12 protein-coding genes and 1 pseudogene are annotated in these 23,233 nt (G+C 34.8%); 10 read left to right on the top strand and 3 right to left on the bottom strand.

Features of this window, described 5'->3' with window-relative positions; genetic code table 11:
- Nucleotides 1-89 precede the first annotated feature (89 nt).
- Complete coding sequence (gene melB / locus CD036_RS10750; protein ID WP_103388623.1) at nt 90-1,460, top strand: melibiose:sodium transporter MelB; 1,371 nt, start codon at nt 90-92, stop codon at nt 1,458-1,460.
- A gap of 433 nt (nt 1,461-1,893) precedes the next feature.
- On the opposite strand, the gene CD036_RS10745 is transcribed toward melB, so the two are convergent.
- Nucleotides 1,894-2,715 carry a hypothetical protein gene (locus tag CD036_RS10745; RefSeq protein ID WP_232158767.1) on the bottom strand — a complete coding sequence of 274 codons (822 nt, stop codon included), beginning with the start codon at nt 2,713-2,715 and terminating at the stop codon, nt 1,894-1,896.
- Nucleotides 2,716-3,461: 746 nt separating this feature from the next.
- Between CD036_RS10745 and CD036_RS10740 the strand changes: the two are divergent.
- Nucleotides 3,462-4,823: pseudogene (locus CD036_RS10740) on the top strand (CitMHS family transporter).
- Between the two features lie 197 nt (nt 4,824-5,020).
- Here the strand turns inward: CD036_RS10740 and CD036_RS10735 are convergent.
- On the bottom strand, nt 5,021-5,872 hold the full coding sequence (locus tag CD036_RS10735; RefSeq protein ID WP_103388622.1) for a sialate O-acetylesterase: 852 nt from the start codon (nt 5,870-5,872) through the stop codon (nt 5,021-5,023).
- A 255-nt stretch (nt 5,873-6,127) separates the two neighbouring features.
- On the opposite strand from CD036_RS10735, the gene CD036_RS10730 reads away from it, so the two are divergent.
- From CD036_RS10730 to ychF, 3 genes are read left to right on the top strand one after another with little or no spacing between them, the layout of a single operon-like run.
- On the top strand, nt 6,128-7,015 hold the full coding sequence (locus CD036_RS10730) for a mechanosensitive ion channel family protein (protein WP_002509655.1): 888 nt from the start codon (nt 6,128-6,130) through the stop codon (nt 7,013-7,015).
- A gap of 18 nt (nt 7,016-7,033) precedes the next feature.
- On the top strand, nt 7,034-7,249 hold the full coding sequence (locus CD036_RS10725; RefSeq protein ID WP_002509654.1) for a DUF951 domain-containing protein: 216 nt from the start codon (nt 7,034-7,036) through the stop codon (nt 7,247-7,249).
- Nucleotides 7,249-8,346, top strand: a complete 1,098-nt coding sequence (ychF, locus tag CD036_RS10720; RefSeq protein ID WP_002509653.1) for a redox-regulated ATPase YchF — start codon at nt 7,249-7,251, stop codon at nt 8,344-8,346. Before CD036_RS10725 ends, ychF begins: the two co-directional genes overlap by 1 nt.
- A gap of 119 nt (nt 8,347-8,465) precedes the next feature.
- On the opposite strand, the gene CD036_RS10715 is transcribed toward ychF, so the two are convergent.
- On the bottom strand, nt 8,466-9,251 hold the full coding sequence (locus CD036_RS10715; protein ID WP_002509652.1) for a GH25 family lysozyme: 786 nt from the start codon (nt 9,249-9,251) through the stop codon (nt 8,466-8,468).
- 332 nt (nt 9,252-9,583) lie between these two features.
- Here CD036_RS10715 and rpsF point away from each other — a divergent pair, with 332 nt between their 5' ends.
- The 5 genes from rpsF to CD036_RS10690 all read left to right on the top strand — a co-directional run bounded on the left by rpsF (nt 9,584) and on the right by CD036_RS10690 (nt 22,983).
- Nucleotides 9,584-9,889 carry a 30S ribosomal protein S6 gene (rpsF, locus tag CD036_RS10710; RefSeq protein WP_002509651.1) on the top strand — a complete coding sequence of 102 codons (306 nt, stop codon included), beginning with the start codon at nt 9,584-9,586 and terminating at the stop codon, nt 9,887-9,889.
- 14 nt (nt 9,890-9,903) lie between these two features.
- Complete coding sequence (gene ssb / locus CD036_RS10705; protein ID WP_002509650.1) at nt 9,904-10,425, top strand: single-stranded DNA-binding protein; 522 nt, start codon at nt 9,904-9,906, stop codon at nt 10,423-10,425.
- Between the two features lie 490 nt (nt 10,426-10,915).
- Nucleotides 10,916-21,475, top strand: a complete 10,560-nt coding sequence (locus tag CD036_RS10700; protein ID WP_103388621.1) for a non-ribosomal peptide synthetase — start codon at nt 10,916-10,918, stop codon at nt 21,473-21,475.
- Nucleotides 21,476-21,642: 167 nt separating this feature from the next.
- Nucleotides 21,643-22,275 (top strand): 4'-phosphopantetheinyl transferase family protein, encoded by a 633-nt coding sequence (locus tag CD036_RS10695; protein ID WP_002509647.1) that lies wholly within the window; start codon nt 21,643-21,645, stop codon nt 22,273-22,275.
- A 12-nt stretch (nt 22,276-22,287) separates the two neighbouring features.
- Nucleotides 22,288-22,983: a thioesterase II family protein gene (locus CD036_RS10690; RefSeq protein WP_002509646.1), complete on the top strand. Its 696-nt coding sequence runs from the start codon at nt 22,288-22,290 to the stop codon at nt 22,981-22,983.
- The last annotated feature ends 250 nt before the right edge of the window (nt 22,984-23,233 follow it).

Raw genomic sequence — 23,233 nt, 5'->3', positions numbered from 1 at the left:
TATCAGCGAGAGCTTTGAACAGGTACACAAAGAACTATTATGTCTAGCTTTAACATTGTTAAAGCTAGTAGAACTTAAGGGGTGGTTTTTTGGATAGACAAGTAACCCGAAAAGCAAAGTATTCTTTTGGTATTGGTGCTTTTGGTAAAGACTTAGTAGTAGGTCTAACGGGGACCTTCTTAATGTTTTATTTTACGGATGTACTAGGGGTGGCGGCAAGTTTTGTAGGCACGCTGTTTTTTGTCGCACGTATTTGGGATGCAATTAATGATCCGGTTATGGGTATGATTGTAGATAAAACTAAAACCAAATGGGGCAAATTTAGGCCGTGGTTAGTTATTGGTACTATTATTAATGCGGTGATAACCATTATTCTATTTAGCGATTTTGGATTGTCTGGCACAAGTCTGTATATATATGTTTCAGTGTTTTATATTTTGTGGGGGATGACTTATACGATGATGGATGTGCCATATTGGTCTTGGTTACCTAATTTAACTAACGATCCAACAGAACGAGAGGAAGTATCTATCATTCCTCGTGTGTTTGCTAGTTTAGCCAATATGATTGTTGGTACTGCAGGTTTAACAGTTGTAGCATTTTTTGCTCACCACTTTGGAGGCGGAGAGCAATCTGTAGGTTTCTTTATTATGACAGTCATCATTGCTATCGTATTTATCATTGCAATCATAATAACTGTACGTAATGTTTATGAAGCGCCGACAAATATTGATACAGGCATTACATTGCGTTTTAAAGATATTTGGCGTATTTTATTCATGAATAAAGAGCTACTCGCTTATATCGGTATTTTAGTAACTTTCTTTTTAAGTATTCAATTACTAGGCAATGTCGCAATATATTATTTTAGTTATGTGGCAGAATCTAAGGCATTGTTTGCACTGTATAATGGTGTAGGCTTTGTAGAAATCCTTGCATTATTGATGTTTCCTAAATTAGCAAAATGGCTGTCACGTGAACATGTGTTTCCGATAGCAGCAGTATCATTATCCATAGGCTTAATCATTTTTTTAATTGCAAGCTATGTATCGCCCTCTGCTGTGATACCAGTCATAATAGGGACAATATTTATTAAAACAGGTACTGGATTTATTATGGGCATTATTACTGTATCGATTGCAGATGTTATTGATTATAGTGAATTGAAATTTGGTCAAAGGAATGAAAGTGTTATTACATCAACTCAAACGTTCTTGATGAAAACTGCTATGGCAGTAGCGGCACTATTTACCGGATGGGGATTAGACTTATTTGGTTATCAAGCTGGTCAACAGCAAAGTGACTTTACGAAAAATGGTTTACGTATCATCATGATTGCATTACCTATAATCAGCGTCTTTTTAAGTTACCTCATTTACCGATTCAGTTATCATTTGAAAGGTGCGTACATTCAAGATGTTGTAAATGTCTTAAATGTTAAAAAGCGACAAATTAAATAATATGACTAACAAGAGACTGGGACAATATTGATTGTCCTAGTCTTTTTTCATATTGGCAGTAGCTGACTGCATTGAAAATGCGCTTCAAATCAAGCTTGTTTCAAGGCTAGTCAACCTTGCCGGAGTGGGAAGACGAAATCATTTTTTCAAAAACAGATTTCTGTCCCACTCCCTTTACTATGAAAGAGCTATGTATTATTTTGTTGGTCTATCAAGTACTAATAAGTACTAATAAGTACTTAGCAAGTAAGCATTAAAATATAGATAGAAGTAAGTGGAAATATAAGCGTTATAAAAATGTTAGCTATTTTCTGTCGGTTACTGTAGGGTAGCCTTAGCGTTGTCTGACTTCAGACTACCGGTAGTGATGCTTTGCTATTTTTAGCTGAATTACAGCAACTGCACCGTTGCCAATGCAAACGGTGCAGGAGGATTAACTTTCTTTATTTTCAAAGTCTTCTTGTTTGTTATTATCAAAGAAAGATGAAAATTTATCTTTAATATCATCTAACTTGTTATTTACTTTATCGAGCTCTTCTTGCATTTGATCACTGTTGCCATTTTCTTGTTGATCTTTAGCTTGTTCTAAGTTGTTTACAGCACTTTGATATTTATCGGCTAAATTTTCTGTCGTGGATGAATCAGCTTCTTGTTTAAGACTATCTACTTTATCTTGTAATGATTGCAGTTTAGATTCTGTTTCATCATTTCCATTACTTATATCATCTTTAATTGTTTGGATTTGGCTTTCAATTTTACTATTTTGATGTTCGAAATTAACATTTTCACCTTGGCCAGCATCGTTTTGGTTTTGATTATCAGTTTGTGCTTGCTCTGTTTGATTTTGTTGTCCGTCATCACGTGAGTTGAAAAATGCTGTTACGGCAAAAACACCTACGATAAGTAACAAAATAATAGCACTTAAACCGAGCCACGTATTTTTACGTTTGGTTTTTTTATTTTCTTCCAGTAATTGTAATTCTCGTTCTCGATCGCGTTGATTATAATGGGCTTCTGATTTTAAGTGATTCGGATCATGTGAATCATGCGCATAGGATTGTTGGTATTTTTGGATACGACTATAAGGGCTGTATAATACTTCTCCAAAGATATCGTACTGTTGCTCGTCCGTAACACTATGTGTGTTTAAATCAGTATTAACCTTACCGTGTTTATCTAATGCAATAATAGTTCCATCGTCTTCGATCTTTAAAATTTTAGGATATTCGTTAAAGTTATTATTACGCTGCATCATCTTCACCCTCATCTTCTAGTTAAAAATTACTACCATAGTAAGCTATACCCAAATTGTTCTATGTTATAAATAGTAAAAGGATACTTAACATAAAAATAATAAAAGCTGACTTAAATTAAATTAACGTACTTTATTATATTTTTATCCATATTTTGAGTGAGGTCGTCATCAGAAATAATGAAATCCAATTCAGCCAAACCACTTATTTTAGCTGTTACAACTTTGCCTACTAATAAGTTGTAAATACAATAAAAGCTACAAGACATAGTGCTATTATAAAAAAACTAATACCGATAAATATCGAATGTTTGTTGAATGCTACTATACCGAAGCAAATAAAAGTGACGCTTAAGCAAAGCATAGCTATAAAGTGTGGAAATTGTAAGATGTTGAATGAAATACTTAAATTTAAAAGAAAGCTTAGGATCCCTAAAGATAAAAATATTCTCTCAATAAAAGTGAAAGTTATAGGGGCTTCATATAATATACTCCTTCTATAAATTTTTAAACTACTATAACACAAGTAGTATAATAAATTGAATTTCATGTTTTTGTAGTCAATATATTATAGATAAAATTATATTCATTCTGTATCTATAACTCTAAATATATTATGCAAATATAATTTAAAGTGTTTTATTTTATATTGGCATTGTGGTATATTTATAAAAAAAGTTACTTTTCGCTAATGAAAGGTAACTTTTTTTATAAATGTAAGAAAGCGCTTACGTATAGGGGGATGTAACATGGAAGAATCAAGTACGTTGTTAACTATAGTGGGTTTATTGATTATTATTTCAATAGTCACTTTGTTAATCATTAAAAAGATAAGTCCAGTAGTAGGAATGATACTTATTCCTATCGTTGGTGCATTATTAATTGGTCATGGGTTTGGGGATATTTGAAAATATGTGGATTCCGGAATTGACCAAGTTTTTAATGTTGCTATTATGTTTATTTTCGCTATTATTTATTTTGGTATTATTTCTGATAGCGGATTATTTAGACCATTTGTAAAAGTAATGATTAAATTTACGCGAGGGAATGTTATTATTGTGGCTGTTGTGACCGCATTAATTGGAACATGTGCACAGTTAGATGGTGCAGGAGCGACAACATTTTTATTAGCAATACCCGCATTATTACCTTTATATCGTGCACTAAAAATGAGTCCGTATTTATTAGTATTGTTGTTAGCCCTAAGTGCTGCAATCATTAATATGGTTCCGTGGGGTGGCCCAATGGCTAGGACAGCGTCAGTTATTGGCGTCGACAATATTAATGACCTGTGGTATCAAGTCATTCCATTACAATTAATCGGTATTGTGTTAGTCGTATTATTTGCAATGTTCCTAGGTATGCGAGAAAAAAGAAAAATTGCCCGTACTTATAGTGATATGGATAGGGAAAAAGTAGATATTCAAAGTATTGTTGAGGGTTATGAGCAACAACAAAACGAAAATTCTCCTATTATAGGTGAAGCGGCTAAACATAAATATATTTTATGGCTTAATTTAATTTTAACTATAATTATTGTCGCTATGATGCTCTTAGATATAGTGCCACCTGAGTTGGCGTTTATGATTGGTGTGGCGATTGCACTACCGCTTAACTTTAGAAATGTAGACTATCAAATGGAACGTATACGTGCCCATGCACCGAATGCCTTAATGATGGCAGCAGTAATCTTAGCAGCAGGTGTGTTTTTAGGTATTTTAAATGAAACGGGAATGTTAAAAGCCATAGCATTATCGTTAATTACGATATTACCAACAGCTGTCGGACCATACTTACATATTATAGTTGGTATGTTAGGTGTACCTTTAGATTTATTAACTAGTACAGATGCATATTATTTTGCAATATTACCAATTGTAGAGTCTACTGCAGGCCAGTTTAATGTGCCTACAGAATCTACAGCTTTTGCACTGATGATTGGAAATGTTATCGGTACGTTTGTGAGTCCATTTGCACCAGCAGTTTGGTTAGCAGTTGGTCTTGCTGAAATTAATATGGGTAAATATATTAAATACGCCTTTTTCTGGGTGTGGGGATTCTCAATTATAATGTTAATTATCGCAATTTGCTTAGGTATTGTAACGATTTAGTTTAGATTATAGTCTTAATATATTATTATTGATAATTTTATAAAAAAGCTGGGACATGTATGAACTTGTCCCAGCTTTTAATTGTATCGACTATAAAGTTACAATTGTACTTCTTCTTATGCATACATAGTAATAGACAGACTTTATAAGTGTGTGTCTTGAAGCTGTTTGTTGCTCTCTGTGAGTTGATTTTTATCTTATGGTGTATCTTTGTTTATTGCAGCCATTTGTTGAGAGAAATGCTCAAAAGTGATTTCATTTTTACCCATCGCCGCCAATTGAAGATACATCTGCTCGTTTTTACTATAGGTCTCTTTATACAAAGTGGATAAAAGTGATGCTTCATTTGGTAATGGTGACAACACATCTTTGAGTTGTGAAAATGCATGATAATAACGTATACCAAAAATTCTTTGGGAACGCGCGTTAATGTGTATACCATCTGGGTTAGGGCGTAATCCTTGTCCAGTTACGAAATAGCAGTATGGATCTGAGTTGCTCACTGATTGTATAATTTGATTGATTTCTTGGTATTGTGTTGCACTTTGGCCGAAACCAGATTGTCCTAAATAATCTCCTAGACCACCGACAATAAAGGGGAGGTCAGGTTGATCTAATGCATGACGCATATGTGCGATAAATTGTTGCAATTTCTCTTGGTAGTTTTGGTATTTATCATTATTACTATCATTTTCGCCTTGATGCCATAACACGCCAATGAGTTCACTTGTTTCCATTGCAAATTGTGCTTCAGATATGGCGTGTCGCGTCAATATTTGATCAGGTGCCCAGTCGTCAATAGAGGTGCCACCATCTGCGCAAGGGATGAGTCCTAATGTTTCGTTTGGATGTTCGTCAACCCATAACTGTGCAAATGAAGCGGCAGGACCGATACCAGCAACTGCTCTATCTTGATGAATAGGCTCTTCCATAAATTGCCAACGACCATTTTTTAATACTTTAATGTGTTCATTAATGATAGGTTCTACATCTGTAATAAATCCACGTCCTGCCATATTAGACTGCCCGACTAATAAGATTGATTTCATCGACGTTCACTCCTTTGGTTAGTATACACAACTATAGTATATGGTAATTTAAATATACAATGTTTACGAATGTAAAGGATTTTGTGTGCGATGCTTTATCGCATAGTTGATTCTTGCTATAATAGGCGAGTATGTTTTAGCACACGTTGGATATTTTAGTCTCAGGGGAGTGTTAATTTAAAACCCAAGTTGGAGTTGCAACTGAACGAAAACACGTACAATAGACAGTAACATTAAGTCAGGGAGGACATAGCATTGAATCAAATTAAAAGCGTATTAGCATCTTTGTTTGAACCTTTAACCAAAGTTGAGACGTATCAAACCTTAATATCTAACATTATTATGGTAGTAATATATATTGTCGTTGCTTGGTTTGCGATACGTATTATTAATAAAGTGATAGAACAATTTTTTAAAGTGCAAAACAAAGGCAGAAATGCCAATAAAAAACGCTCACAGACATTAATTTCACTAGTACAAAATATTGCTTCATATGTAGTATGGTTTATAGTCATTACTACTATTCTTAGTAAGTTTGGTATTAGCGTAGAAGGTATAATTGCCAGTGCTGGTGTTGTTGGTTTAGCTGTTGGTTTTGGTGCGCAAACAATTGTTAAAGACATCATTACTGGGTTCTTTATTATTTTTGAAAACCAATTTGATGTTGGCGATTATGTTAAAATTAATAGTGCCGGAACAACTGTAGCTGAAGGAACTGTAAAAGCAATTGGATTACGTTCAACGCGTATTAATACGATAAGTGGCGAATTAACAATCTTACCAAACGGTAGTATGGGAGAGATTACTAACTTTTCAGTATCAAATGGTACAGCGATTGTGATGATGCCTGTGGCAATTGATGAAGATATAGATCGTGTGGAAACATTATTAAATGAATTATTTACTTCAATGCGTTCTAAATATTACTTATTCATTACTACTCCAGAATTCGTAGGTGTCGATTCCATTACGAGAGATGAAGTATTGATTCGTATTTCAGCAGAAACGATACCTGGTGAAGGCTTCTCAGGTGCGCGTATTTTACGTAAAGAAATTCAACAATTTTTCAAATTAAAAGGTATTAAAACACCGCAACCAGCCATGGTACAATATGACTCGAGTAACCCAAATCAAGCACAATAACTTCGGAGGTGTGACAGAATGACAGCTAAATACGGTCTGAATGATATAGTAGAAATGAAAAAGCAACATGCATGTGGTACGAATCGTTTTAAAATCATTCGTATGGGCGCAGACATCCGAATTAAATGTGAAAATTGTCAACGCAGTATTATGATTCCTAGACAAACGTTCAATAAAAAATTAAAAAAAGTACTTGAGTCTCATCAAGTAACTGATGAAAAGGAGAATGACTAATGGCTTTAACAGCAGGTATCGTAGGCTTACCTAACGTAGGGAAATCTACTCTATTTAATGCAATTACAAAGGCTGGCGCATTGGCAGCTAACTACCCATTCGCAACAATCGACCCTAACGTAGGTATTGTAGAAGTACCGGATAATAGATTGAATGTATTAACAGAGATGGTACAACCTAAAAAGACTATACCAACTACATTTGAATTCACTGATATTGCAGGTATCGTGAAAGGTGCTTCAAAAGGTGAAGGATTAGGGAATAAATTCTTATCTCATATTCGCGAAGTTGATGCAATATGCCAAGTAGTGCGTGCTTTTGATGATGATAATGTTACGCACGTTTCTGGACGTGTAGATCCTATTGATGACATTGAAGTTATTAATATGGAATTAATTTTAGCTGATTTAGAATCAGTGGAAAAACGTTTGCCGAAACTTGAGAAAATGGCAAGACAAAAAGACAAAAATGCAGTTAATGAAGTACGTATATTAACTACAGTAAAAGAAGCATTAGAAGAAGGTCGTCCAGTACGTAGTTTAGAATTTAATGAAGAAGACCAAAAATATATTAACCAAGCACAATTATTAACGTCAAAAGATATGTTATATATCGCCAATGTTGGTGAAGACGAAATTGGTGACGAAGATAATGAAAAAGTTAAGGCTATCCGTGAATACGCAAGTAAAGAAGGATCAGAAGTTATTGTAATCAGTGCTAAAATCGAAGAAGAAATTGCTACATTAGATGATGATGATAGAGCAATGTTCCTTGAAGATTTAGGTATCGAGGAACCAGGTTTAGATATTTTAATACGTACAACATATAATCTATTAGGCTTAGCAACATATTTCACAGCAGGTGTTGAAGAAGTACGTGCCTGGACCTTTAAGACGGGAATGACAGCACCACAATGTGCGGGCATCATCCATACAGATTTTGAACGCGGGTTCATCCGTGCAGAAGTAACGAGTTATGATGACTATGTAGAATTTAATGGTGAGCATGGTGCCAAAGAAGCGGGTAAACAACGTTTAGAAGGTAAAGATTACATCATGCAAGACGGTGACGTTGTTCACTTTAGATTCAACGTATAAAATTTTCAAAAGTTCCTGATTATGTCAGGAGCTTTTTTAATATCAAAGTACATAAAACACCTCCCAAGTTGCAATAGTGAAATGGGAGGTGTTGTTGTAGTGGTATTATTTTGGAGTGTTTACGACGTGAACCATTCGCTGCTGACACCAGACGAGATATAATTGGCATCGACTTTTTGATCTAATTCTTCAGAATAATGTTCATCGGTGTATTGCCATAAGGCATGATTCGTAGATGGTTGTTGCTCATTATAATTAGCCAACCAAACACCATCATAATTATTAGGTGCTTGTGGAACATTTTCATTGATAAAGTTTTCGTATGAATAGAAAAGTACTTTATGATTTCCTGCTAGGCTTTTCATTTCATCGTACCAAGCTTTAGTACTTTGCTCCACGCCACCAGAAGTGACACTATTTTCTTCTAAATCATTGACATAAAATTCAGCTTTGGGTGCACGGTTGTGAAGTGTTCGAGCTTCATAGCGTGCATCGTCTGGATTTTCATACATACTATATGAATAGACGCCAAAATCTAAATTATATTTATCGAGTAGTGCTGAATTATGTTCGAGTGCAGCATCTTCAGTTTCAGAACCGTATTGGGCACGAATGATAATGAAGTCATAGTTTGCTTTCAATGCTTTAACTTGATTGGCAGTTAACTCTCCTTGCCATTCAGAAATGTCTAAAACGCGATTGTCGCTTTTTGCTCCGCCTGCTTCTCGTGTCACACTGTTATTTTGTGTTGCCGTTGGATGTTCTTTGAGATAGTTTTCATATCCAGCGCCCATTGTGCCACGATGTGATGAATCTTCGTCGGCCGCATAAACTGTCGCACTAGCGAGTGGTGCACTGGCTAGCACTGTTGTTGCGACGATGCTTTTTTTCAAAAACGAAATCATAAAAGTACTCCTTTAGTTTGCTATAGTGAATTGTTGAATATGTAATTAATGGTGTCATAAATTTCTGACAAAGCTCATGCTAAAATAATTAGATTTTTTTCGCAACCTTACTTCGTACAAGATTAAAGTGTAAAGAAAATTAATTAATTCAGAAATAAAATAATCGTTATTAACAGCAAGAATATATTAATTCAAGTAGATTGTCACCTTTCGTATTATTGTAAATTGTAAAAGCTTATGCTATAATTCTTGATTGTGAGTAATGAAAATTATTCCTTGCCTATTGTTTTTATTGATAGGCCGTATAGACCACAAGGAGGTGCAATTATAAAATGAGAACATATGAAATTATGTACATCGTTCGTCCAAATATTGAAGAAGATGCTAAGAAAGCAGTAGTTGAGCGTTTCAACGGTATTTTAGCTTCAAACGGATCAGAAGTCCTAGAAGCAAAAGATCAAGGTAAACGTCGTTTAGCTTATGAAATCAACGATTTCACTGAAGGTTACTACAACTTAGTTCGTATTCAAACAGAAGGTAATGAAGCTACAGACGAATTCCAACGTTTGGCTAAAATCTCTGACGATATTATTCGTTACATCGTTATCCGTGAAGACGAAGATAAGACAAGAAAATAATTGGGGGCGCTTAAATGATAAACAGAGTTGTTTTAGTAGGTCGTTTAACAAAGGATCCAGAATATAGAACAACACCCTCAGGCGTGAGCGTTGCGACTTTTACTTTAGCAGTAAATCGTACGTTTACAAATGCGCAAGGGGAACGCGAAGCAGATTTCATTAACTGTGTAGTTTTTAGAAAACAAGCAGAAAATGTGAATAATTACTTATCAAAAGGTAGTTTAGCTGGCGTTGACGGTCGCATACAATCACGTAACTATGAAAACCAAGAAGGGCGTCGTGTGTTTGTCACTGAAGTTGTTTGTGACAGCGTTCAATTCCTTGAACCGAAAAATCAAAACCAACGTCACAATCAGTCTTCTGGTAATAATTTCCAAGATTATGGACAAGGTTTTGGTGGTCAACAAGCAGGTCAAAACACGTCATCTTATCAAAATAATAACAACAACAATTCATCAAACTCAGGTCAATCTGATAATCCTTTTGCGAATGCAAATGGACCGATTGATATCAGTGATGATGACTTACCGTTCTAAGCTCTGTATTTTGTGTGAATTTACAAGAGCGATAAATTAAAAGATTTTTAAAGTGTGAAAAATTGCATTATCGTGTGTGTAAATTGTGTGTAAAGTAATGCAATTTAAAGCGTATGTCTTCAGTGTGTGAAGATATACGCTTTTTTTGTGCTCAAATTGCTCTTCATTTAATAAAAGAACTATTGTACGAGTTTTAGTAGCAATGTCGCGTCATTAAAATTATGAATATTCAGATAGAAAGTTACATATTATATCACTTATAAAACGTGGCTGGACTTAATAAATTTTAACACAAATTATATGCAATTTTAATAAAATTAACAAAACATTCATATGCAAACATTTTAGAAATTAAAAGTTTTAAAAAACACAAAACAGGATAATTATTATTATATCTTAATGTATTATGTTTTATTAATGATTTGAAAAGATGTTAAAAGAATATTAATATTGAAGATGTATCCAATTGATAGGAGGCTTATTAAAATAGATGGAAACAAAATTATTGTCTTATGCACAAAATGAAATACTACAGATTGAACAGTACTACGAAAACACAAGTATAAATAATATTGTAGGAATTATGCACATGCGTAATGGACTGGAATACGATGAAATCAATGTCGCGTTTAATGCATTGGTCCAAAGTCATGATAGTTTTAGATTACAAGTGACACGAAAAGATGGTGAATATAAACAGTATTTAACAGATTTTGAATATCGGGACTATCCGTATTTAGATTTCTTCGAAGACGAAGTCGGTTACAATAAATGGCGTAATGAAACAGCGAGAAAAAATATCTTTGAGTTAGATGAACAGTTATTTAAATGCGTCTTACTTAGATTTCCAGAAGGTCATAATGGGCTATTTTTATTACAACACCATTTAATAAGTGATGGTTGGAGTATGACACTTGCTGTGAATTTTTTGATACGAAAGTTAGCGGGCAAAAATACAGAGGAAGATGCACGTGCCTCGTATTTAGATACAATCGCAACTGAAACAAAATATGAACAATCTCCTCGTTTTAATAAAGATAAACAATTTTGGCTAGAAAAGCTTGAAAATTTTGAAAATAATACCCTATTTGAAAAGACAACATTGGATAGTGCAGTAGGTAAGCGTCGAAGCTTTAGCTTATCAAACGCAGACACAAAACGAATTAAAGATTTTTGTGAAAATAATCAAATAAGTATTAGTAATTTATATTCCTCAGTGATGCTTATTTTAAAATATAAACAAACGTTGTCACAGACAAATTCCGTTGGTTTACTCATACATAATAGAGATAGTAAAAAAGAAAAGATTTCTACTGGAGTCTATTCAAGAGTATTACCAATGATTGTGGAAGTCGACAAAGATCTATCAATCACAGAGTATTTAAATAAAATAAAACTAGAAACGTTTAATCTACTTAAACATAGAAAATATCCGTATGATTATATTGTCGAAGATAGCGGTAACAAAAAAGGTTTGTTGGATTGCTTCGTGTCTTTCCAAAATACACAATATAATACGGAATTTATTGAAGATGGCTTTTCGGATGAATGGTTAGATTCAGGGACGAATAACGCACCGTTAAGTTTAAATATCAGTAATAGAAGTAGTAAAAATGGTTTGGATATTGATTATGATTACCAAATTGATGCTTTGAATGATCGAGAAGTATGTCAATTGCACGATACTATTCAAAATGTTTTGAATAGTATGATAAATAATCCGGAACAAAAAATTAGTGATATTGAAATTGTGACACCGGAAGAAAAACAACAAATTTTACACACTTTTAATGATACTGCGAGAGCGTTAGATAATAGTCAAACATTTGTAGAACGCTTTGAAAGACAGGTTGCGCTAACACCAACGAAAACTGCCATCACTTATGAAGGTACGAGTTTATCATATAATGAGTTAAATGAACGTGCGAACCAGTTGGCAGTAAAATTACGTGATGCCAATATTAAACCCAATGATTTTGTAGGCATTATGACCAATCGATGTTTAGAAATGATGATTGGTATTTATGGCATTTTAAAAGCTGGAGGTGCTTATGTACCTATTGATCCGAATAATCCTAGTGAGCGTATTAATTATATTTTAGAGGACAGTCAACCTAAGGTGTTGTTAACGGATCGATCCATCGATGAGGCAATTACTTATAATGGACATGTGATTGATTTAACAACGGATAGTACTTTATCGTCGCTACCAACAGAAAATTTACCCCATGTGACTCAAGTTTCAGACTTAATGTATGTCATTTATACATCTGGTACAACTGGGAAACCTAAAGGCGTGATGGTACCTTATAAAGGTGTAATCAATCGCTTGAATTGGATGATTGATGAGTTTAACGTAAGTGAACAAGAAAAAGTGTTGTTTAAAACACCATTTACATTTGATGTATCCGTTTGGGAAATTTTTGGTTGGGCTATGGTCGGAGGTCAAGCAGTATTATTACCTTCAGGTGAAGAAAGTAATCCGGCAAAAATTACAAAACTTATTGAACAACATGATATTACGATGGTTCACTTTGTGCCATCAATGTTAAGTGTCTTTATTGATTTTATTAAAGCGTCTGACAATGTCGCAGCTATATCTTCAGTGAATAATGTTTTGGCGAGTGGTGAAGCGTTGAAAACTGAACACGTTAATCGTTTCAATGAGCGTATTGGTAGTCCTAATGAGACGTTGCTTATCGATTTATACGGACCAACTGAAACATCTATAGAAGTTATTTATTACCCATGTCACGCCGATAAAATCTATGACACAATACCTATCGGTAAGCCTATTGCCAATATTCAAGCTTTAATTTTGAATGAAGATAATAATTTATTAGGTATTGGTGTAGCAGGCGAGCTGTGTATAGGTGGAGTTGGAGTCACAGATGGTTATTTAAACCGTCCTGAATTAACAGCCGAACAATTTATCGATAATCCTTATGGTGAAGGTAAATTATATCGAACAGGCGATTTAGCTAAATGGAGCGAAGATGGCAATATAGAGTACATCGGACGTATCGATGAACAAGTAAAAATACGTGGTTATCGTATTGAGCTTGGGGAAATCGAAAGTTTATTACGACAAATGGATAATGTATCGGATGTTGCAGTAGTGGCCAAGCCAGTTCAAGGTTCTGAGTTGGCAATTTGTGCTTATTTGGCGTCTGAAGAGGCACTTGATTTTAATAGTACTAAGTCACTTTTAGCGAAAAAGTTACCGGAATATATGATTCCGTCCTACATGATGCAATTAGAACAATTACCAGTAACAGCTAACGGTAAATTAAATAAAAAAGCATTGCCTGACATTAAAATAGAAACAAAAACGTATGTTGCACCATCGACGGATATGGAGGCTGAAATAGCCAAAACTTTTGCTCAAGTGTTGAATGCACCGCAAGTTAGTGTGCAAGATAGTTTCTTTGAAATTGGTGGACATTCTTTAAGAGCAATTAGTGTAATTAATGATATAGAAAGTCGTATGGGTATACGATTACCATTAAAAGCTATCTTTGAACATCCAAGTGTAGCGCAATTAGCCACAGTCGTTGAAGCGCAAGCCAAAGAGACTGCAGGACATGACATTCCACAAGCTACAGACAAACCTTATTATCTGACGTCATCACCACAAAAACGACTTTATGTGTTACATGAGATGACGGATAGTCCAACGGCTTATAATATGCCAAGTATGTTAGAAATACGTGGGGATGTTGATATCACACGTGTACAAGAGGCTTTCCAAACACTGGTTAATAGACACGAAGCGTTAAGAACACATTTTGAGACGATAGACGGCGAACCAGTACAAGTCATTGAAGAACAAGCGACGATTAGCGTAGATTACGAAGTAGCACATACTGAAGATTATGATAGTTTGTTAACGGCTTTTGTACGTCCATTTAATTTAGCACAAGCACCGTTACTGAGAGTGAAAATCGTTAAATGTGCAGAACAGCGTTTTATTTTATTATTTGATATGCATCATATTATTTCTGATGGTTTATCAATTAATATTATCATCAAAGAATTTTCAGCACTTTATCAAGGTTATGCATTAGAAGAATTAAAAGTGCAATACAAAGATTATAGTGAATGGATGCACACACGTGATTTAACGAGTCAACGTACTTATTGGTTAGAACAATTTAAAGAGGAAGCACCCGTTTTAGATTTACCTTATGACCATGCTAGACCGAATAAACAAAATTTTGATGGGCGTTCTATTACAGTGCGTATGCCTGATGAAACACGTAGTGCTATTAGTCAGTTAGCGCAAACAACAGGCAGTACAGATTATATGATTTTACTAACGTCATTCATGGTATTATTACACAAATATAGTCGCCAAGAAGATGTGGTGATCGGTAGTCCAATTTCCGGACGTACACACAAAGATACTGAAAATATGTTAGGGATGTTTGTTAATACATTAGCTATGCGTGGTTATCCTGAACGTAATAAATCCTTTAACCAATTGTTGTCTGAAACGAAAGATGCATCTATAAAAGCGTTTGATAATCAAGAATACCCACTTGAAGCTTTAGTAGATGAAATTGTAGAAAAACGTGATTTAACGCGAAATCCGTTGTTTGATGTCTTATTTACGTTACAAAATAATGAACAACAAAAATTAGAAATCAATAATTGGGCGATTGAACCTAAGGCGGCTACACATACAGATGCGAAGTTTGATTTGAGTATGACTATAGAAGATGGTGAACACTATGATGTGTCATTAGAATATGCGAGTGAATTATTTGAAGAGGCAACGATTCAACGTATGCTTGGGCACTTCTTCGAAATTTTAGGTAATATCACGACAAATCCTGAACAAAAAATTAGTGACATTAACATAGTTACAGAGTCAGAAAAAACGACAATTTTTAATGATTTTAACGACACACAAGTTAACTTAAATAATACACAAACATTTGTCGAACGCTTTGAAGCACAAGTGGCGAAAACACCTGAACAAACTGCAATTATGTATGAAGACGCAAGCTTAACGTATCGTGAATTAAACGAACGTGCGAATCAATTAGCGCGTGTGTTACGAGCACAAGGTGTAGCAGCAAATCATTTAGTTGGTTTAATGACAAACCGTCGTTTAGAAATGATGATTGGTATATACGGTATTTTAAAAGCTGGTGGTGCCTACGTGCCAGTGGATCCTAACTATCCTAGTGATCGTGTGAATTATATTTTAGGAGATAGCCAACCGGACGTCTTATTAACAGATCATAATTTAGACGCTTCGATTGATTATGACCAACAAGTTATTAATTTAACAGATTCAGCTGTATATGAGAACCAAGCTAAAACAAATCTACCACATGCCACTGATGTGACAGACTTAATGTATGTCATTTATACGTCGGGCACAACAGGTAAGCCGAAAGGTGTAATGGTACCATACAAAGGTGTTATGAATCGCCTGAATTGGATGATAGATAAATATCACTTCAGTGCGCATGATACTGTGTTATTTAAAACACCATTTACGTTTGATGTGTCGGTATGGGAAATCTTTGGTTGGGCAATGGTTGGTGGTCAAGCTGTACTACTACCTTCAGGTGAAGAAAGTAATCCAGAAAAAATTACCGCACTCTTAGAACATCATCTGATTACAATGGTACACTTTGTACCGTCAATGCTTGGGGTCTTTATCGACTTCATTAAAAATACGAATAAGCAACAAGCTATCGCTTCAGTTAATCACGTACTCGCAAGTGGTGAAGCGTTAAAACCAGAACAAGTAAATCAATTTAACACGATTATTGGTACACCAAATAATACTTTGTTACTTGATTTATATGGTCCGACAGAAGCATCAATTGAGGTTATTTATTACCCATGTCATGCTGGACAAGCGTATGACACTATTCCAATCGGTAAGCCGATTGCTAACATTCAAGCATATATTATGAATGAAGATAATAACTTAATGGGGATCGGTGTTCCCGGCGAGTTATGTATCGGTGGTGTAGGTGTCACAGATGGTTATTTAAATAGACCTGATTTAACGCAAGAAAAATTTATAGATAATCCATTTGGTGAAGGTAAATTGTACCGTACCGGTGATTTAGCGAAGTGGAGTGCAGAAGGTAATGTTGAATATCTTGGACGTATTGACGAACAAGTGAAAATCCGTGGTTATCGTATTGAACTTGGTGAAATCGAAAGTACTTTAGGTCAAATCGACGGGATTTCGGATGTAGCTGTCATCGCCAAAGCAGTAGTTGGTGACGAATTATCAATTTGTGCATATCTAGTGTCAGATGATGCGATTGATATAGAAACGATTAAAGCAACACTTGGGCAAAAGCTACCAAGTTATATGGTACCGACTTTTATGACGCAACTTGAACAATTGCCTGTAACAGCCAATGGTAAATTAAATAAAAAAGCATTACCAGATATTAAAGTAGAAACAAAGGCTTATGTTGCACCAACAACACCAGAAGAAGCAAGTATCACTCAGGCTTTTGAAACTGTTTTACATTTAGAACAAGTCAGTGTATATGATGATTTCTTTGAAATTGGCGGACATTCATTAAAAGCAATAAGTGTAGTCAATGAAATTGAAAGCCATCTAGGGGTAAGACTGCCACTTAAAGCAATTTTTGAGAATCCTACTGCAGCCCAACTTGCAAAAGTAGTGCTTAATAGTAGTGACAACGCCCATACTCAAGCGATTGCTCCGGCTGAACAGAAAGCACATTACTATGCATCATCACCACAGAAACGTTTATATGTGTTAAATGAAATGGTATCTGGTCAAACAGCATACAATATGCCGAGCATTTTAGAAATTCATGGGAACGTTGATGTAGAGCGTGTACAAGAGGCATTCCAAGCGTTAATTGATCGTCATGAATCATTACGCACACACTTCGAGGCAATCGATGGAGAACCAGTACAAATTATTAATGAGCAAGCAGAAATCACAGTGGATTATGAAGAAAATGCTAACCCCGATTATGATGCTTTATTAGAGGATTTTGTAAAACCATTTGATTTAGCGCAAGCACCATTGTTACGTGTGAAAATTGTGAAACAAGCAGAGCAACATTATATTTTACTCTTTGATATGCACCATATTATTTCAGATGGTTTTTCTATTAATTTAATTATGAAAGAATTCTCTGCATTATATCAAAACCAAGCATTAGCACCATTGACAGTACAATATAAAGATTATAGTGAGTGGATGCACAATCGCGATATGAGCGCACAACGTGCTTTCTGGTTAGCTCAATTTGAAGAAGAAGCACCAGTACTTGATTTGCCTTACGATCGTGCACGTCCAAATAAACAAAGCTTTGTTGGTGGGACAGTCTCAGTGGATGTGCCAGCGAAAATCACTCAAGACATCCATCATTTAGCACAAGAAACAAGTAGTACTGATTATATGATTTTATTATCATCATTTATGGTGTTACTACACAAATATAGTCGTCAAGAAGATATCGTCATCGGTAGTCCAATTTCAGGACGGACACATAAAGATACTGAAAGTATGTTAGGAATGTTCGTTAATACGTTAGCAATGCGTGGCTATCCAACACGACAAAAAACATTTAATCAATTATTGGCCGAACTCAAAGAAACGTCGTTACAAGCATTTGATAATCAAGAGTATCCACTTGAAGAGTTGGTAGATGAAATTGTGGAAAAACGTGACTTAACACGTAATCCATTATTCGACGTACTATTCACACTACAAAATAATGACAAACAGAGCATAGACATTGAAGATTGGAACATTGAAACTAAAGAAGCAACAAACACCAATGCGAAATTTGATTTGAATATGACTATCGAAGAAGGCGACACGTATAAAGTGTTATTAGAATACGGTCAAGAGTTGTTTGATGCTGAAACAGTGCAACGTATGCTCGGACATTACATGGAAATCTTAAAAAATGTTACGCAAAATCCACAACTTAATATTGGAGAAATTGAAATTATTACCGCAGCAGAACAAACTGAAATCTTTGAAGTCTTTAATGATACGGCTGAATCGTTGAATAATTCGCAAACGTTTGTAGAACGATTTGAAGCACAAGTGGCACAAACACCACAACAGACGGCAATTACGTATGAAGGAGAAAGTTTAACGTATAGTGAGTTAAACTCAAGAGCGAATCAACTTGCATATCGTTTACGTAAATTAGGCGTACAGCCAGATGATCTTGTAGGTCTTATGACATATCGCCGTTTAGAGATGATGGTTGGTATTTTCGGTATCTTAAAAGCAGGTGGCGCTTATGTGCCAGTCGATCCAAATTATCCAGTTGAGCGTATTGAGTTCATGTTAGAAGATAGTCAACCAGACGTCTTATTAACAGACCATACACTTAATAGTGAATTAGCTTATGATAATACTGTTATTGACCTATTAACTACAGATTTAACTACATTACCAAAAGATAATTTACCGCATGTCACAGATGTGTCGAACCTTATGTATGTAATTTATACATCTGGTACAACTGGCAAACCTAAAGGTGTCCTTGTACCATACGAAGGTGTCCTTAATCGCCTGAATTGGATGATTGATAAATATAATTTCGATGAAAGTGACATTATATTATTCAAAACACCATTTACATTCGACGTATCAGTGTGGGAAATTTTCAGTTGGGCAATGGTTGGTGGCCAAGCTGTACTACTTCCGAGTGGTGAAGAAGTGAATCCAGAGAAGATTATGAACTTAATTCATGATCATCATGTGACAATGGTTCACTTTGTGCCTTCAATGTTAGGTGGCTTTATCGATTACATTAAATCGACGGACAATGTACCTAGCTTAGCATCATTAGAAACATTGTTAGCAACAGGTGAAGCGCTTAAACCTGTACTTGCAAATGAATTTAACACTGTAATTGGAAAAAGAAATAATACATTACTCGTCGACTTGTATGGACCAACAGAAGCATCGATTGAGATGTTACACTATCCTGTCCCTCATGGTAAGACACATGAAGTGATACCAATTGGTAATCCAATTGCAAACGTACACGCACATGTGATAAATGAAGATAATAAGTTGATGGGTATCGGTGTTCCGGGAGAACTATGTATTAGCGGTATCGCTGTAACAAGAGGCTATTTAAATCGCCCTGAATTAACTGCTGAAAAATTCATTGATAATCCATTTGGCGACGGTAAACTTTACCGTACTGGTGACTTAGCAAAATGGCGTGGCGACGGAATGGTGGAATACTTAGGTCGTATGGATGAACAAGTGAAAATCCGTGGCTATCGTATTGAACTGGGAGAAATTGAAAGTGTCTTAGGTAAAATGAGTGCAATTACTAATGTTGCAGTTGTTGCTAAACCAATGGCTGGTTCTGATTTAGCGCTATGTGCGTATCTCGTTGCCGAAGAAACATTAGATTTTGAAGCTATTAAAGTAGCATTAAATCAGCAATTACCAGAATATATGGTGCCAGCTTATATGATGCAATTAGATGCGTTACCAGTAACAGTAAATGGTAAGTTGAATAAGAAAGCATTACCAGAAATTGAAGTCGAAAGTGCTACTTATATTGAACCAAGCAATGATATGGAAACTACAGTCGCTGAAGCGTTTGAAACAGTATTGGACAGAGAACGCGTGAGCATTCAGGACAGTTTCTTTGAAATTGGCGGAGATTCAATTAAAGCTATTAAATTAACGTCGCTACTCTCTAAATCATATAATATTTCTATTAAAGATATTTTCGAATTACAGACCGTTGAAAGTATTAGTAAAGCATTAATCGAACGTGCAGATACTAATATTATGGCTAAATTGAGTGCTTTAAAAGAAGTAACAGTAGAGCATGAACATCGTTTCAGCAGCGACTTTATGAAAGAAGTAAATGACTACAAAGAGAAAAGTGCTCAGCAATATCAAGCTATTGATAAAACTGCGGTTAAACGAGATAAAAAAGTATTGTTAACAGGTGCTACAGGGTACTTTGGTATTCATGTCTTAAAAGATTTACTTGCGCGCACAGATTTTACTATTTATGTCATGGTGCGTAATAGTAATGAGTTAAGTGGTGAATCAAAACTTAACAATAATTGGCAGTATTACTTCAATGCTCAATTGAATTCAGCAGATACTAGTCGTATTCATTTAGTGGAAGGTAATATTGAAGCGGATGGCCTAGGCTTTGCAACGCAAACTTATGATTATTTAGCAAACAACATCGATATTATTATTAATGCTGCAGCTAATGTTAATCACTTTGCCACGGAAGCTTCGTCTTATGACACGAATGTTAATGCAATAAATAATATAGTTGATTTTGCCAAAGACCAAAAACTAAAAGAAATCCATCATATGTCAACGATGTCTATTGCTTCTGGTCATATCGAAGACAAAAAACAAGTGACGTTCTCGGAAGATGATATTGATTTAGGCCAAAAACCGAATAACGTATATTTAGATGGGAAAATTGAAGCTGAAAAACGCTTAGTAGCATATCGTGACGAAGGTGTAGAAACGAATATTTACCGTTTAGGTAATTTACAATGTGATTCTGAAACAGGTATTTTCCAAAAAAATGAAGAAAATAATGCCTTTTATAGTATTATCAAATCATTTAAAAAGTTACAAAAATTCCCTAACTTAGCACATGATGATGTTGATTTCACACCTGTTGATCAAGCAGCACAAGCGTGCAACAAGTTGATTTTAAATAATCAACTACGCAACGAAACGCACCATATTTATAACAATCAATTATTATCATTGAAAACTTTGATGGACGTCTATAACGACAACAATCATCGTATTGATGATATTCAGTGGAATGACTTTATGGATTACTTGATGCAGTGTATCGAACAAGGTGTAATGAGTGATGAAATCAATGACTTCTTATTACACACTGGTATTTTAGATAATACATTGTTTAACAAATCACATTTTGAAATCTTAGATTATAAAACAAACTTCGTGTTAGAACGATTAGATTTCCAATGGAAACCAACTAGTACAGAGACATTAGAGAAAATGATTAACCATCCTAAAAATAATTTTTAACAGTTAGGTAAGTGTTTAATAGTCGTACCATTTAACATGCGATGATTACACTGAAGATTTGGGTTACGTGTCGTTGTAATCATTTATGTAAGAGCATGCCGGAATTCACCAGTTGGATTCTGAGATGCTCTTGCATTTACATAATTTACTTAATGGGATGTGTCAGCATGGACGTAACAATTTACGTATTGAACACGAGTAATGCCGAGTATCAACATAAACAATATCAGCGATGGTACTCTCAACAATTTAAGCACTTTTGTATTGCTCAACATACAGGTTGTAATATGAAAGATATTACTTTGCATCGAGGCGAATATGGTAAACCGTTAATCACTACACCATCCCAATACTACTTTAATACTTCCCATACTAGTGGTTATTCTGTATGTATTGTGAGTGATTATAATGTTGGTGTAGATATCGAGAAAATAGCACCCATTGATTTATCAATTCCAGATAAATATTTTGCTGTAGAAGAAGCCCACTATATTAGAGCAGGTCGCATTGAGCAACAATTACTACGATTTTATGAACTCTGGACATTAAAAGAATGTTATTTAAAGTTAATTGGTACAGGATTGTATAAATCATTAGATTCATTTGCGATTGTGCCAGGCCATAACAACTATAGTATCAAAGATGATATGGCAACTCGGCCTGATCAACTATCAGTCTTTTCTCGGCAATTTAATAGAGATTATAGGTTGTCTATCATTATGGACACAGCAACAGCTAGCACTTTAAATGTCGAAATAACAAATATCACGCCAACATTTAACAAAGATTTTATACTTTAAGGGGTTGAGTATATGGTAAAAACAACATTATTTTGTATTCCATTTGCAGGAGGCAATAAGTCATTATATTATCCATTGAAGGATAAACTCCCAAGTGATATCATCTTAAAACCCTTAGAATTACCTGGTCGAGGTGAACGGTTAATAGAAGAACCATTAGAAGAAATTGAAGATATGGTGGATGATTTAGTAAAACAAATCATGCAAGAACGACCGGAAAAATTTATCATATTGGGTTATAGTTTAGGGACAATTTTAGCTTACGAAATATATTTTAAACTTTCAGAAATAGGTTATACGGCACCACAACATATGATTTTATGTGCATGTGAGCCAATAGGTTATACAGAGCGCAATAATAACATTGAGCATATGAATGATCTAGAATTTAAACGCTTCATCCAAAATAAAGGTGGGACACCGGAAGAAGTGCTAAATCATGAGGAGTTATGGGATTTAGTGAAGCCATCACTAAAAAATGACTTTTTAGCTATTGATAATTACCACAATAGTCAACATGAAGACAAAGTAGAGACGACATTGTCTGTATTTGTCGGTGAAAACGATGATATAGCAACTGACACTGTCTATAAATGGTCGGAATTGACGGAAGCCGCAGTAGATTACAAATTTTTCCATGGGGACCACTTCTTTATTAATAATTCGTATGATCAACTGAGCGAGGAAATTAAAGCGCTTATTAATTAACTTCGCATTGATAAATGTAATTACCATAAAAATCTACTATCATTTATATTTTCCAATACAACGTATTGACAAATGACAGGCTATTTTATATTATTGATAGTGCACATATACACACACACAAGATTTTGCCGATACTTCACACATATCTATAAAAAATCTTTTAATAATAATAGAAATGATAACTAACAATCACAACACACACATAGTGATTGATAAACATTCTAATAATTGAGCGTATAAAAAACAAATT

The organism is Staphylococcus arlettae, assembly GCF_002902345.1.
In the GTDB taxonomy this organism is placed as follows: domain Bacteria; phylum Bacillota; class Bacilli; order Staphylococcales; family Staphylococcaceae; genus Staphylococcus; species Staphylococcus arlettae.
The sequence above is the reverse complement of the archived record's forward strand: the minus strand, read 5'-3'. Positions and strand labels throughout refer to the sequence as shown.